Annotated in this window: 15 protein-coding genes; all 15 read right to left on the bottom strand. The window is 37.3% G+C overall.

Translation table 11 applies throughout. The features are described 5' to 3' along the window. Nucleotides 1–30: 30 nt before the first annotated feature. On the bottom strand, nucleotides 31–750 hold the full coding sequence (gene sigE, locus V7124_RS00550) for an RNA polymerase sporulation sigma factor SigE (RefSeq protein WP_335411777.1): 720 nt from the start codon (nucleotides 748–750) through the stop codon (nucleotides 31–33). A 45-nt stretch (nucleotides 751–795) separates the two neighbouring features. Further along, nucleotides 796–1,734, bottom strand: coding sequence for a sigma-E processing peptidase SpoIIGA (spoIIGA, locus tag V7124_RS00545; protein WP_335484998.1), 939 nt, complete (start codon nucleotides 1,732–1,734; stop codon nucleotides 796–798). A gap of 245 nt (nucleotides 1,735–1,979) precedes the next feature. Continuing rightward, on the bottom strand, nucleotides 1,980–3,113 hold the full coding sequence (ftsZ, locus tag V7124_RS00540; protein WP_335411781.1) for a cell division protein FtsZ: 1,134 nt from the start codon (nucleotides 3,111–3,113) through the stop codon (nucleotides 1,980–1,982). Between the two features lie 42 nt (nucleotides 3,114–3,155). Continuing rightward, nucleotides 3,156–4,442 (bottom strand): cell division protein FtsA, encoded by a 1,287-nt coding sequence (ftsA, locus tag V7124_RS00535; RefSeq protein WP_335411783.1) that lies wholly within the window; start codon nucleotides 4,440–4,442, stop codon nucleotides 3,156–3,158. 143 nt (nucleotides 4,443–4,585) lie between these two features. After that, complete coding sequence (locus tag V7124_RS00530; protein WP_335411785.1) at nucleotides 4,586–4,936, bottom strand: small basic family protein; 351 nt, start codon at nucleotides 4,934–4,936, stop codon at nucleotides 4,586–4,588. Beyond that, on the bottom strand, nucleotides 4,936–5,673 hold the full coding sequence (locus V7124_RS00525; RefSeq protein WP_335411787.1) for a DUF881 domain-containing protein: 738 nt from the start codon (nucleotides 5,671–5,673) through the stop codon (nucleotides 4,936–4,938). Before V7124_RS00525 ends, V7124_RS00530 begins: the two co-directional genes overlap by 1 nt. 49 nt (nucleotides 5,674–5,722) lie before the next feature. Beyond that, nucleotides 5,723–6,430: a DUF881 domain-containing protein gene (locus V7124_RS00520; RefSeq protein ID WP_335411917.1), complete on the bottom strand. Its 708-nt coding sequence runs from the start codon at nucleotides 6,428–6,430 to the stop codon at nucleotides 5,723–5,725. Beyond that, nucleotides 6,411–7,202: a cell division protein FtsQ/DivIB gene (locus V7124_RS00515; protein ID WP_335484993.1), complete on the bottom strand. Its 792-nt coding sequence runs from the start codon at nucleotides 7,200–7,202 to the stop codon at nucleotides 6,411–6,413. Before V7124_RS00515 ends, V7124_RS00520 begins: the two co-directional genes overlap by 20 nt. Nucleotides 7,203–7,393: 191 nt before the next feature. Further along, a complete protein-coding gene (gene murB, locus V7124_RS00510) occupies nucleotides 7,394–8,302 on the bottom strand; it encodes a UDP-N-acetylmuramate dehydrogenase (RefSeq protein ID WP_335484990.1) in 909 nt (302 codons plus the stop codon). Nucleotides 8,303–8,365: 63 nt separating this feature from the next. After that, nucleotides 8,366–9,469: an undecaprenyldiphospho-muramoylpentapeptide beta-N-acetylglucosaminyltransferase gene (gene murG, locus V7124_RS00505; RefSeq protein WP_335411793.1), complete on the bottom strand. Its 1,104-nt coding sequence runs from the start codon at nucleotides 9,467–9,469 to the stop codon at nucleotides 8,366–8,368. A 153-nt stretch (nucleotides 9,470–9,622) separates the two neighbouring features. Beyond that, complete coding sequence (gene spoVE / locus V7124_RS00500; RefSeq protein WP_335411795.1) at nucleotides 9,623–10,723, bottom strand: stage V sporulation protein E; 1,101 nt, start codon at nucleotides 10,721–10,723, stop codon at nucleotides 9,623–9,625. 91 nt (nucleotides 10,724–10,814) lie between these two features. After that, on the bottom strand, nucleotides 10,815–12,167 hold the full coding sequence (gene murD, locus V7124_RS00495; RefSeq protein ID WP_335411797.1) for a UDP-N-acetylmuramoyl-L-alanine--D-glutamate ligase: 1,353 nt from the start codon (nucleotides 12,165–12,167) through the stop codon (nucleotides 10,815–10,817). Next, nucleotides 12,168–13,142, bottom strand: a complete 975-nt coding sequence (gene mraY / locus V7124_RS00490; protein ID WP_335411799.1) for a phospho-N-acetylmuramoyl-pentapeptide-transferase — start codon at nucleotides 13,140–13,142, stop codon at nucleotides 12,168–12,170. 1 nt (nucleotide 13,143) lies between these two features. Then, nucleotides 13,144–13,599 carry a hypothetical protein gene (locus tag V7124_RS00485; RefSeq protein ID WP_335411801.1) on the bottom strand — a complete coding sequence of 152 codons (456 nt, stop codon included), beginning with the start codon at nucleotides 13,597–13,599 and terminating at the stop codon, nucleotides 13,144–13,146. Between the two features lie 2 nt (nucleotides 13,600–13,601). Then, the gene (locus tag V7124_RS00480; RefSeq protein ID WP_335484987.1) at nucleotides 13,602–15,062 is read right to left on the bottom strand and encodes a UDP-N-acetylmuramoyl-L-alanyl-D-glutamate--2,6-diaminopimelate ligase; all 1,461 of its coding nucleotides are present in this window, start codon (nucleotides 15,060–15,062) and stop codon (nucleotides 13,602–13,604) included. Nucleotides 15,063–15,300 lie beyond the last annotated feature (238 nt).

Here is a 15,300-nt window from a genome sequence, read left to right as displayed (position 1 = left end):
GGCTGAACAAGGCGCTTCCGCTTTTCGTACTTATACCATTTTATTGAACTCTTTTCGTAATCTTTTGATGATTCTTTTTTCTAACCTGGAAATATATGATTGCGATATTCCCAACATATCAGCTACGTCCTTCTGTGTCTTTTCCTCACCATTGATAAGTCCGAAGCGCAGTTCCATAATTTGCTTCTCTCTGTCACTAAGTTGATGTAGTGCCTTTGTCAGTAGCTTACGGTCTACATTTGCTTCTAAATCCTTGGTAATAATATCATCATCCGTTCCCAATACATCAGATAAAAGTAATTCATTCCCATCCCAATCAATATTTAATGGTTCATCAAAGGAAACTTCAGATCTAATTTTATTATTTCTTCGCAAATACATGAGAATTTCATTTTCAATACATCTGGAGGCATATGTAGCTAGCTTAATTTTTTTCTCTGGATTAAACGTGTTGACAGCCTTAATTAAGCCGATGGTACCAATACTAATTAAGTCCTCAATATTAATTCCGGTATTCTCAAATTTCCTGGCGATGTAGACAACAAGTCGTAGATTTCGTTCTATTAGTATCGATCTTGCCGCCTTATCCCCACCTGGAAGCTTATTTAAAAGCAGCTCTTCTTCATCCTTACTTAAAGGAGGCGGTAAGGCTTCACTGCCGCCAATATAATAAACTTCATCACTTTTAATTCCTAATTTGATTAGTATCTTATACCAGTAGTAGGATAAGCGAAGTCTCCATTTTTTCACGCAAGTTCCTCCTTCTAAAATATGTTCTTTACGAGTATAGTATTATTAGCTTACCTTCACCGAATCATCATGCTGCTTTGGTCCGGTGAGCATTTTGGGATGAACAATGCATTGAAAAGCATCATCAGCAGATAATTGCTGCATAGTAAATGATACAAGACCCTTTTCGCATAAATAACTCTCACCTTTAGAAGCAATCAAAATTGTATCAGGCTTTACGGCCACGATGAGCTGATTCTCTTGTCCCACCACCCGGCAAGGAACAATCCTTAGCCTATTTTGCCAATCTACCGGAAACTCTAGATTTCCAAGAATCAGAGATTCGGGATCGGTTGCCATTTTTTGAATTGGTTCGCTCAACCCTTCTACCATATTCTTTATTGAGACAAACATTACTGGAAGTTTGGATAATGGATCATAAAGCTGATTACCACTGTCAACAAGCCCTTTAAAAGTAAAGGATTCATTATTTATTTTTAGTGTGACAGTAACAATCTGATCAAATTGAATCTTAGTCATTTCCATGTTTTCAATATTCCTTTTTGAGAAATGCCATGCAATTGGAAAACCTAACAAAACAAAAAGCCAGCTAACCGGATCACCAAACCCAGTAACACTTGCAATCATTACCTTTGTTGACATTTCAGAGTCAAATTGAACAAAATAATGAGCTCCAATTAATGCTCCTCCAATTAAAAACGTTGTTACATAAAGAGTCATTAATGCCTTAATAAAAAAGGATAGGCGTTTATAACCGAAGACAATCAATACCATTACAACCGAAAAAAGAAGCTTGGATATCGGGTGGTTCGAATAGGAATGTAATGGTGTAAACGAAAATAGAATAATTAATGAACCGATAAAACCACCTGCTAATAACCTCCAAATCTTAATTCGTCTTTTTAAAAAAATGGCTGAGAGATACAGAAGCAGGCTATCGAATAACATATTAAGGGCCCAAATAACGTCTAAATATACCGACAACTAGCCTTCCCCCTTTAATGTCTCCAGCAAGTTAGTAGCATGATCGATTATACATATGTGTTATTACCATCTATTCATATCTATTAATCTGTTTAGGAAAAAGTATAACCTACCTTAGGGGCTGAAGTGTGTCACTTTATGTAATCAAAAAAACAGAAATTTTCACTATAAACAACGTATTTTGTCTATTTTTTTTGACATCAAAAAGGGCATAGTCCTATTGGACCATGCCCTTCTATAAAAAATTATCTTCTACGATTTCTGTTTCGTAAGAAAGTAGGGATATCTAAAGCATCCTCTTGAGAAACATTGTTATTGCGAACCGATTCCTGTGGGACCTCTTCACGTTTTTGCTCTCTCTTACTAGTGTTCACCTGTGGTTTGGCTTGGCCAAATGTTGGACGAACAGCTTTAGGTTGTACTACTTCTTCATTAAAGCCGGTGGCAATAACGGTAACAATAATTTCATCCTTATGATTTTCATTAATTACAGATCCAAAGATCATATTTACTTCTTGATCAGAGGCTGTAGCAACTATATCAGCTGCTTCTTGGACTTCATAAAGACTCAAGTTACTGCCGCCTGTAATATTCATTAGAACTCCCTGTGCTCCATCTATAGAGGTTTCTAACAAAGGAGAACTAATTGCTTTCTTTGCTGCCTCAGTGGCACGATTTTCCCCTGTTGCCATTCCAATTCCCATTAATGCGGATCCTTTGTTTGACATAATTGTTTTTACATCTGCAAAGTCCAAGTTAATTAGACCAGGAACTGCAATTAAATCTGAAATACCCTGAACCCCTTGGCGAAGAACATTATCCGCTTCACGGAAAGCTTCAAGCATTGGAGTACTTTTATCGACAATTTCTAGAAGTCGATCATTAGGAATAACAATCAGCGTATCCACAGCTTCTTTCATGGAGCCAATACCGCCAGCAGCTTGGTTTGAACGTTTTTTACCTTCAAATGTAAATGGACGTGTAACAACGCCAACCGTTAAGGCACCTAAATCCCTGGCAATTTGAGCAATAACTGGTGCGGCACCCGTACCAGTACCGCCGCCCATACCTGCTGTAACAAACACCATATCCGCGCCGCGTAATGCGTCTTCTAATTGCTCTCTACTTTCTTCTGCAGCTTTCTTCCCAACTTCAGGATTAGCACCTGCTCCAAGTCCTCGTGTTAACTTTGAACCAATTTGCATTTTAACTTCTGCCTTTGAAAGGTTAAGTGCTTGTGCATCGGTGTTTACTGCTAGAAATTCTACCCCTTGAACACCATGTTCAATCATTCGATTTACCGCGTTGTTTCCTCCGCCGCCAACCCCAATTACTTTTATTGTTGCAAGAGAATCTAAATTTGTATCAAACTCTAACATGACAAATCCTCCTAATTCATTGATATTCCTTTTCGTGTTAGCCTATTCGAAAAAGAGACCAAGGAATTTTTTTACTTTTGATGACATCTTATCTTCCGGATGTTTTTCTACTTTTGCTTTTGGCTGTTGTTGTTGTTTTTGAACTTTCTTCTCGATTGGTTCAGAAACAGGTGCAGAAGCAACAAATGTCCCACCTGGTAATCTAGCATTCTTGTAAGCATATTTAATCAAACCAACCGCTGTTGTATATTGAGGTTCTCTTACACCTATATAATTAGGAACGGCCTTACGAACTGGGCTTTGGAAAATTGATTGAGCTAGCTCTAATACGCCTTGCATATTTGCAGTACCGCCTGTAAATACAAATCCACCTGGTAAATCATTTATACCTAATCGCTTTAGTTCATGGGCAATCAATTCAAAGATTTCTTCCATTCGGGCTTCAATGATCTCAGAAACATAAAGTTGATTAAATTGTTGATGTTGATCACTTCCGATAATGGGAACACTAAAAAACTCATCTTCTGATGCATCATCGTAAAAAGCATGTCCATATTTTACTTTAATTTTTTCGGCATCTTCGGTAGAAGTGTGCAAAACCTTTGAAAGGTCGTTTGTAATCATATCTCCACCTACTGGTAAAACACTAGTAGCTGCCAGGAATCCTTCCTCAAAATAAGCAATGGTTGTTGAACCACCACCTAAGTCAATTAAAGCAACCCCTAAATTTTTCTCATCCTTTGATAGTGCATATTCCCCAGCAGCAAGCGGCTGTAGAATAATGTCCGTAATCTCTAATCCAGCCCGTTCTACACATCGCAGTGTATTCGTAATGATTGCATTGGAACCCGTAATAAGTGTACCCTCTACTTCTAAGCGGACACCAATCATACCACATGGATTATTAATTTCATCCTTGCCATCAAGAATAAATTGTTTCCGTATAACTCCAATAATTTCTCGATCCTGAGAGATGGAAACAACTTGAGCCTCTTCAATAACACGTCTAACATCTTCATTTGTGATTTCACGATTTTGACTGGAAACACCAACAATTCCCCGACACGGTTCCAGAGCAACCTGATTGCCAGAAATCCCAACAATCACCTGTCGGATTTCCATTCCAATCATTCTCTCTGCTTCTTCAATTGCACGTTTAATAGAATGAACGGTATCATTGATGTCAATGATAGACCCTTTACGTAACCCTTCAGAATTAACGTTTCCAACACCAATTATATTTATCGTGTCGTTGACAATTTCACCAATGATTACTTTTACACTGGATGTACCGATGTCAAGACTTACATATATTTCATTGCTGTTCATTCTTTGGCACCTCCTTAGCTTTCCTTTGAGTCGAACAACAATTTCATTTTAACAAGATATATAAATAAACAATTCATACCTATATCTTATAAAATTATTCGTCACAACTGAATAATTCCCTTTAAAAAAACTCAATTTTTTTCTTATTTTTCTTTGTTTGTTGACCATTTTGTCAATAATATTCGTCTTATTACCGCAATATTTTGAAATAAGCGGACACCAAAGGCGAAAACTGCTGCTAAATACAAGTCTACACCAAGATGAACGCCTAGAAAAGCTAAACTTGCAGCAAGTATAATATTAAAAAAGAATCCAGAAACAAATACTTTTTCATCATATATATTTTGCAGATGTGCCCTTATTCCACCAAATAACGTATCAAGAGCAGCCAAAACTGCTATAGATAGATAATTAGAATACTCTTCTGGAATACTTATATCTGTTAATAACCCAAGTGTTATTCCCACAATCAACCCTAATAACGGGAGCCACATTATGAATTCCCTCCTTCAGACGCCTTTATTGACTCTAAGTATCGAATCCGGATGGGATTATCATATCCTGGAATCGTGATTTCAGGATTGGGTTCCAAAACCTTTAGCTTGAGGTTTTCAATGAAAAATTCTTCTGTAGCTTTAGAGACTTTCATCTGATTATATAACTTTTCAGCAGTTGCCATTTTATCAACAGCTACCTTCACTTCGATTGGTAAACTTGACAGTGCGTGACCATCAATTTTCGTTTCATTGTTAATGTCTCTAATAACCGTTGTATTAATGATACGTTGATCATCAACAGATACGTATTTAGCGTCATACCTATTCAATTCATTCAATAGTCTTTTTAGAAGTTCAGGTGACACGCTATTTGATATTGGTGCACCAATTTGAACTTTCTCAAGTATTGGTTCGATTCTCAGCGTTATTCCGGGAGCTTGAACCTCTGTCATTCCAGCCTCAATCTTTAATTCTTGAATCGTGTCAATCAATGTCTGTTCCTTACTCTGTTTCTGTTTTGATTCATAAGCGAGCAATTTTTCCTCATTGGAACGAATTTCTCTAAGTAAATCAGATTGCATTTCTTTTTCCTGAAGTAATGCTTCCCGCAGCTGCCATAAATCACGAGTATCCCGCTCAACGGGATTTTTGACCGTTTGAAATTGAATCGCAATCATAAAACCAATCACAGCAGAGATTGCAATAAAACTTATATTTTTTTTATGCTTGTCCACTTTTTTCACCTAACCTTTTATTTTTTCCTTATGTGGACATATCGAATATTTATGATTTTCCTAAAATTGGATTTAGAATGATTTCATTCATTTTTTCAAGGGTAAAAACAATATTATCATTTACAAGTTGGTCTTTAACTCCGCCTGTTAAATTCAGGGCAGAAGTTAATACCTCAGGGTCACCAATAGCTGTAATGACAAAAGGTGCTGGATGTTGAATGCCATCTACCGTAATAACGGGACCATTACAAAGAATATAAGACTGACTTGTCAACCTTTGGCCATTAATGGCAATGGCGGCTGCACCAGAAATGTATAGCTCATTAATTACTTTAAATACATGGTATTCATGGACAAGGTAGTTATTAATATTTGCTTCCTTGGGATCGTATTCGCCATCTGAAAGCTGCACCATTACCCCTTGGCCCTTAACCTTAACTTTACCTAAGAACATTCTGTATTTCTCTGCATCTTCAGCTAGGGTAGAGTAAACCTCTGCTTCTTTGGAAAGATCCTTTTCGTTTTGTAACACCTTTTCTTGCTTTTGGTTTAATTCCTTCTGGAGCTTGAGATTTAATTCCTCTAATTCAATCAGTTGATTTCGAAGGTCTAATGTCTTTTCCCACTGTTTACTTGATATATTTGTGCTTTGTTGATTGATTTCTTTTTGAGTAAAATGATAGGAAAATGCTATCATAAACCCAAGAACAAGGCAGACTAGGGATAATATTACATGCTTACCCTTCACCTTTATCATTTTCAATTTTTGTATCCTCCGCTTCCAATTCATAGGCCTTAAAGTATGAGCCGACCTCTAAATCGATAATACCCTTAATACTCGGATCTAATTGACTTATGATTGAAGGGTAATGTATCATTTTTTTCGAAAAAGTTCGCAGCGTGGCACTTACCTCAAAACCATCGTTCATGAATAACGATATATGATAATCATCCGTTTTTTTTGGGGTATAGTGTATCTCTGAAATAGCATTTCGAATCTCATCAGGAAGTTCTTCCAGGGCAGATACCATCTCTTTAAGCATAGAACCTTCATCAAATTTAAAAAGAATTGGTGCATTTACAGGTATTTCAGCAACTTGTCTATCTTTAAGAACTTTTCCATTTTCCAGGACCGGATAATAGGATTTATCCAACTCATAATAGGCTATTTTATTCCGTTCCTTGATTTCAATAATTACCGTATTTGGCCAATTAATTTTTACTTCTGCTTTCTTTATCACACTCAGCTTTTGGAGGTCATGGGTAATTGTTTCTTTCTTGATACTCCAAATATTTGTCTTTTTTGATATTCCGGTGTTTTTAATAATTTCACTTGCTGACAGTAATTCATTTCCTTTTACGGTTATCTTTTTCACATGACTTAAGGGTGATTGTCCATAAGCGACAATGACAATCATGGTAAAGAACAAAAACAGAAGAAAAATTAGCCTTCTGTTAGCTTTGCGCCGTCTTTGCTCTTTAAGCTTCGGTATTCGGTCCTCAAGGGCAACAATCTTACCTTTATCCATACACTTCCCCCCATCAAGAATAACACTTAGCATGTCCCAAAAGAAAACCTATGTATTACTACTCGCTTTTACTGCCAAAAAAGCGAAAACAACGGCACGAAAAATCATGCCGTCATTCATTTTCTTAGTTTTTTTCCATATTTATAATGTGTAATTATAACACAAAATTTGTAATTAGTACGACTATTTCTTTATTGTCTCCCAACAATTTCTACCTCAGTTTCAATTTTCACTCCATAAGAATTTAGGATGGTGTCTTTTATAAATTGAATTAAATCAAGAACGTCCTTTGCTGTTGCATTACCTGCATTTACAATAAAATTCCCATGCATTTCTGATATTTTTGCCCCGCCAATTTGATACCCTTTTAAGCCAGCATCTTCAATCAGTTTTCCCGCATAATGAGGCAGTGGGTTACGAAAGATACTTCCTGCACAAGGAAAATTCCATGGTTGGGTTTCTTTGCGATAATCTTTGTTTTTTTGCATTTGGGAAACGATAGCCGTCCTATCACCCTTGGTTAATTTGAATTCCGCTTCTAAAACGATACCCGGACGCTTCTTTTGAAGGGCTGAGGTTCTGTAGGTGAACTCCATTTCATCATTAGACAACCATTCGATTGACCCGTCTTCAAACAGTATATGCGCCTTCGTTAAGATCTTACTAATATCTGATCCATGTGCCCCTGCATTCATATAAACTGCTCCACCAACTGAACCTGGGATGCCACTTGCAAATTCAAGTCCGGACAACCCTTTCTTGGAAATTATGGTAGATAAGCTCACTAAGGAATGACCACCCCCAACTGTAATTGTAGAATCATTTATCGATAGATGGTCTAACCCCGAACCTAGTTTAATTACTACACCTTCAATCCCTTTATCAGAAACAAGTAAATTAGATCCTCTGCCAATCGCTCTCCATGGGAGTTGACGGTCCTTAATAATGCTCATTACTTTTTGAATATTTTCCAAAGAAGATGGTTCAATTAAGAGGTCTGCAGGTCCGCCAATTTTCATTGTCGTATGCAATGAAAGCAGTTCATTTTTTTTCACTTTCCCAATATTCAATTCTTGAATTTCAGTTAATAATCCGTCCATTCCTATCACCCTATCTTTCAAAACAAACGTATAGTTTTAGTTTATGCTAAAAACCTATTTGGGCTACTTTTGTTTTCCTTGTATTAGCTGTTTCATAAGTTTATATAGTTTTTCAGCTGAATTAGGTACACCTAATTTCTTTGCTTTCATTTTCATCATTTTCTGATTTTCAGTGTCTAACAGAATTTTATCAATATGTTGAATTAAACTGTTACTCGTTAAGTCTTTTTCAAGAAGCAGCTCTGCTGCGCCATGATCACTAAGTGACCTTGCATTTTTTTCTTGATGATTATTTGTAACATACGGGCTTGGTATGAGTATACTCGGAATTCCTAATGAAGTGATTTCAGCCAACGTTGTTGCACCAGCTCTAGAAACAACTAGATCAATGCCCGCCAAAACCTCTGGCATGTTATGAATAAAAGGTTTTATCACTACGTTTTTCGGATTCCCCACTAGTTCCACTTCATTCTGTACGTCATTAAAATGTGCATCACCAGTGATGTAAAGTACCTGATATGGTTTATCGGCAAATTCAGATAGTGCCTTCACAACCGCTTCATTAATCGGTCTAGCACCACGGCTCCCACCGAATATTAATACTGCCGGCATTGTCGTACTTAATCCCGCGGAAAGTCTTCCTCTAATTCCATCTTTACCAATGACTTCCGAAGCTCTTGGGTTTCCTGTAAATTCAACTTTCTCATTTGGAAAATATTCTCTAGCCTCTTCAAAACATATAGCAACCTTATTAACATATCTACTTAGGAATTTATTTGTTAACCCAGGCACACTATTTTGCTCATGAATAATCGTAGGTATATTCAATTTTGCTGCTGCATAGACAACTGGCCCACAAACATAACCACCAGTACCAATCACGATATCAGGCTTAAATTCTTTTAACATTTTTTTGCTATCTTTAACACCCTTTAAAAATCTTACTACTGTTTTGATATTATCCAAGGAAAGTTTTCTTTTAAACCCAGTAATATGGATAGATTTAAAAGGTATCTTTTCCCGTGTAACAATCGTGCTTTCCAAACCGTTCTTTGTGCCTATGTATAAAACTTGAGCGTCTTTATTTTCTTTTTGTATTTCCCTTATGAGAGCAAGAGCTGGATAAATATGTCCGCCAGTCCCGCCCCCACTTACTACTATTTTCATATGTCCACCCCAATAATTAATTGCATCAAGTTCATTTCTTATCCTATCTTACTATAAAATTAACAGAAGTTAATGATTGAAAAAAGATTGTTATCTAATTGTAAACAAATAAACCGATAAATAAAAAGAACCCTGCCTTCGCAACAGGGTAATTTAATATCTCGCATAACGGCTAATATTTAAAAGAACACCTATTGCCATTAACATTAAGGTTAGTGAAGATCCCCCATAACTTAGGAACGGAAGCGTGATTCCGGTAACAGGCATTAAACCTGTTACAACTCCGACATTAATCATTACCTGAATGGCAACCATAGAAATAATACCTACCGCTAAAAAACTCCCATATAAATCAGGTGCCCCCAGGGCGATGCGTATTCCCCTCCACAGTAACAGGGCGAATAAAAGTAAAATGAAGGAGCCGCCAATAAATCCTAGTTCTTCAGACAAAATTGCAAATATAAAATCAGTTTGAGGCTCAGGCAAGTAAAAAAACTTCTGTCTGCTTTCACCAAGTCCTAGTCCGAATAGTCCACCTGGTCCAATCGCATAAAGTGATTGAATAATTTGAAATCCACTGCCTAATGGGTCTTGCCATGGGTCTAAAAAGGAAGTTATTCTTTTTATCCTATATGGTGCTGAAGCAACTAAGCCAACAAAGCCTGCTAAGCCTAATAATCCTAGAAAAGCAAAATGGCCAACTCTTGCACCTGCAATAAATATCATGACAACACAGGTTCCAATCATTACAGTTCCAGTACCTAAATCTGGCTGGAGCATAATTAAAGCAAAGGCGATAAATGCAAGTCCTAATGAAGGAACTAGTCCTTGCCGAAAGGACGTTATTAATTTTTGCCGCTCAGAAAGAAATTTGGCTAAAAAGGCAATCATTGCGAGCTTCATAAACTCTGACGGCTGAACGGAAAAAGCCCCAACTCCAATCCAGCTGCGAGAACCATTTCTAACATTTCCGACTCCAGGGATAAGAACAAGTATGAGTAACACAAAGCAGACAATCAATATGACCTTTGACCACTCTCTCCAAGTCCAATAATTAATATTCATAATAAAAAACATAGCAGCAATCCCGACACCAGCAAAAAGCGTTTGTCTTTTTGCAAAGAAGAAGGAGTCATCAAATTTAAATTCAGCCCATACTGCACTCGCACTATAAACCATAATCAGCCCTACAGCCAATAAGGTAATGGTTACAATTAATAATATAAAATCAGGAGTAGTTCTCTTTGTCGGCACACCTAACACCTCGAGTAGCAAGTTTTAGGGCATTAATTGTTGTCCAGATCCAGCGACAGTCGCTGGGAGCCTTTCGTTGGACAAGCTGCCCTTACTTAAGCTTATGCACCGCTTCGATAAAAATGTCTCCCCTGACTTCAAAAGTTTTATATTGATCCCAGCTTGCACATGCAGGAGATAACAAAATCACGTCGCCTGGTTCTGAATACTGATAAGCAACCGGCACGGCCTTTTCAACATTATCGACACGAGTGATTTGTTTTATTCCTGCCTCTCTTCCAACACGTTCAATTTTTGCTGCTGTTTGCCCAAAGGTAAGTAATGCTTTTACATGTTTTAAATATGGTAGTAATTCATCAAATTCATTTCCACGATCAAGGCCGCCCGCTAACAAGATAATTGGATTCTTGAATGCCTGTAACGCAGGAATAGTCGCTAGTATGTTTGTAGCTTTTGAGTCGTTATAAAACTTTCTCCCAGACATTTCGGTAACATACTGAAGACGATGTTTAACGCCAGCAAATGTTCTAAGAACGTTTTGAATGGCTTCATTACTAACACCTGTTAACTTAGCAGCTGCCATTGCGGATAAGATATTTTCAAGATTATGAGTTCCAGGAAGGGCGATTTCCTCCACTAACATAACTTTTTCACCATTAAAACAAATGTAACCTTCGCTTAAATAAGCCCCTTCATTAAGGACTTTCTTCGTTGAAAATGGAATCGTTGTGGCAAGAGAGTGTTCAGCAACCTCCCTTACTTCCTGCTGATCTGCATTATAAATAAAGTAGTCTTCTATAGTCTGATTTTTAGTGATATTTGCTTTTGCTTTAAAATACTCATCACGAGTTCCATGATAATCCAAATGAGCATCGTAAAGATTAGTAATAATTGCTATCTTAGGAGTAAAGGTTTCTATCCCCATTAATTGAAAGGAAGATAACTCAATCACAATATTATTATCTTGGGATGCCTCTTCTGCAACACCAGATGCAACCGTTCCAATATTCCCAGCAATTAAAGGGTTCTTCTTGCCTTGATTTAAGATTTCGAAAATAAGTGTCGTCGTCGTCGTTTTCCCATTCGTACCTGTAATTCCGATAAAAGGTGCTTCTGAAATTTGATAGGCAAGCTCCACCTCGGTTAATACGGGGATGCCCTTCTCTATAGCACCTTTAATAATGGGGTTTTCGTATGGAATTCCTGGATTTTTAACAATGAGTTCGAAACCCTCATCTAAAAGTTCTACAGGATGTTCACCACAGATGACTTTTATTCCTTGCTCTAACAACCCTCGAGCTTCTGGATTTTCTGATAATGGCTTTTTATCATTTACTGTTACGAACGCTCCAAGCTTATGTAATAGCGCTGCAGCTGTTACCCCGCTTTTCGCTAAACCAAGGACAAGAATTTTCTTATGAAGATACGTTTTTATCTGCTTCATTTATAACCACACCTCAATATAGATACCTAGTATCGCTAATAGTAATCCAACACTCCAAAACGTTACAACAACCTTCCATTCTGACCAGCCAAGCAATTCATAATGGTGATGGAGTGGACTCATACGAAATATTCGCTTACCTGTCGTTTTAAATGAGATAACCTGAAGAATAACAGATAGTGTTTCAATAACAAATACTCCACCAATAATGACTAACAATAGCTCTAATTTAGTTAAAATAGCAATAGTCGCAATCGCGCCACCAAGTGCCAGCGATCCAGTATCACCCATAAACACTTTTGCAGGATGGGCATTAAAAACAAGAAAACCTAGTACTGCTCCAGCTACTGCAACTGAAAAAATTGCTACTTCCATCTGCGATTGGTTCCAGGCTAGTACCGCAAAGGCGCCAAATGCAATAGCAGCAGTACCTGACAGTAATCCATCCAGACCATCGGTTAGATTGACAGCATTTGAAAATCCTACGAGCCAAAAAACAATGAAAAATACAAAAAACCAGCCTAGTTCAATGGAGTAATCTGTACCTGGGACTGTTACATCTGTCGGGAATCCATTTTGTTTATAAACAAGATAAAAAATAACAGATATAATAATCTGTCCTAAAAGCTTTTGTTTAGAGGTTAATCCTAAATTACGCTTTAGGGCTACTTTGATAAAATCATCCAAAAATCCGAGTAATCCAAAACCAAATGTCACAAGAATCAATAGGTATGTTTTTACAGTCGGTTCAGAAAACTTCTCTGTCATGACAAGAGTGGTAATAATAATTGAAAATAAAATCATGATTCCACCCATCGTTGGTGTACCTGTTTTTATTTGATGGGACTTAGGACCTTCCTCACGGATGCTTTGTCCAAATTTCAACCTTCTTAAGAAGGGAATAAATATGGGAGAAAGTAGAACGGTAATAAGAAAACCCATTAAAATTGTGAAAAAAATAACTTGCTCCAGCATTTTATTCCCTCCCCTCTGAATTATCATTAGTATTTTTTAACAATCCTTTTTCTAACATTACAGCTATATCATATGTTTCTTTATTTTCTTTGAGAAGTTTTTTATTTAAAAATACGAATTTGGTCACATTCATTTTCTTAGCATTATCTCCGTTTATTTTTTCATAGTAAAATCGTAATAGTTGTGTCATTCCTTCGATGGGGTTATCTGTAAAAAAGATTGGAAAATGATTAGGTGCATACTTAGGTATTGGTTTATTTCTTTCCCAAATAGCCGCGATGGCCCCGTTGGCAATCGCATCTAAAAGTTCCCCGGAATTATCATTTAACGGTATAAACAAACCTCTCGGCTGAGCTACAGCGGCATTGTCTGTTATCGTAAAATATAAATGGTCTGCCTCTTTTACTCCCTTAAAATCAGAGAATAATGTTACTAAATCATTAAATGCTAAATACATTTCTATCTCTCCTCGATAGCTTCCCGAGCCACCACTCGGTCATCAAAATCATAAACTTTACTGCCAATAATCTGGTAGGTTTCGTGACCTTTACCTGCAACTAAGATAACATCACCAGCATCAGCCTGGTTTATAGCTGCTCTTATGGCCTCTTTTCTATCAGGAATTGTGATGTAACTTTTCCCCATGACACCATCTTCCATCTCTTTTAAAATGGCTAATGGATCTTCACTCCTTGGATTATCAGAGGTAAATATCGGATCTGTAGCATAACGACAAGCAATTTCTGCCATAAGCGGCCGCTTCGTTTTATCACGGTCTCCTCCACAGCCTACTATTACATAGATACGTTTTTTCGCAAAACTTTGTACTGTTTTTAAAACATTTTCTAAACTATCTGGTGTATGTGCATAATCTACGATAACAGTAAATTCTTGACCTGCATTGACTAACTCAAATCTACCATCTACTCCCTTAACACTCTCAATAGAATCGATAATATCCTCCATCGGAATCCTTGAAATAAAAGCAGCTGCAATACTCGCCAGCACATTATAAACACTAAACTTCCCAATTAACTGAATGTTGATTGGATAAACCTTCTCTTTTATGACTATTTCAAAGCTAGTTCCTGCAGAAGTCATTTGAATATTTCTAGCATGGAAATCTGCCTCATGATCAATTCCATATGTAACAACATGTGCAGCAGTCGATTTCCGGTATAGTTCGGAGGCGGAGTCATCAGCATTCAAAACTGCAAATTTAGGTTTATTAGCGTCAAAGGTATTTCCAAGCTGCGAAAACAATAAACCCTTGGCATGCATATAGTCATCCATCGTTTTATGATAGTCTAAATGGTCTTGGGTAAGGTTAGTAAATACAGCGATATCGTAGTCACAACCATGGACTCTTCCCATATGTAGGGCATGCGATGAAACTTCCATTATAGCTGTATCAACACCTGCTTCAAGCATTTGGTGAAAACCTTTTTGGAGAACAAGACTCTCTGGAGTTGTATTTTTCGTTTCAAACTTTTGATCACCAATTTTTGTATACATGGTACCGATTAACCCAGTGCTCCGGTTTACATCAGAAAATATTTTTTCGATTAGATGACTGGTCGTCGTCTTTCCATTTGTCCCTGTGATTCCAATTAAATGCAGTGATTTAGTTGGATGGTTATAAAAAGCATCAGCAAGTACTGCCATTGCTCGAGTAGTGTCATTTACGATTATCACGGGGACTGAAAGAGCTAATTCTCTCTCGGCTAGTACTGCGGCAGCACCACTTTTCACTGCCGATTCAGCAAAATCATGCCCATCGACGGTATAACCTTTAATACAAATAAATAAGCTTCCCTGTTGCACCTTTCGATTGTCGTTTTCAATCGAAGTGATTTCAGGATTAATCCCTTGATAAGGAACGAGGAGGTGCAATTGTTGAAGTAGGTTCTGTAGTTTCATATCTCAAATCCTCTCTTGCCTTTTTGCAAAAAAAACCAATTTCTACTTTTAAAAATTTCTCTAATAAAAGATTCACCTTATTTTACAGCAAAACAATGTAGAATACCATTATCCTAAAGAATACAACATTATTTTTTCAATGGTTGTTAAATAAGTCTGTTGATTTGCGCTCCAGGCACTTCGCTTTCCGCGGGCGGTCGGTAAGCCTCCTCGACGCTGCGCGTCTGCGGGGTCTCAC

Source organism: Neobacillus niacini (genome assembly GCF_036961885.1).
In the GTDB taxonomy this organism is placed as follows: domain Bacteria; phylum Bacillota; class Bacilli; order Bacillales; family Cytobacillaceae; genus Neobacillus; species Neobacillus niacini_H.
Note: the sequence above shows the minus strand (reverse complement) of the source record. Positions and strands in the feature narration are given on the sequence as shown.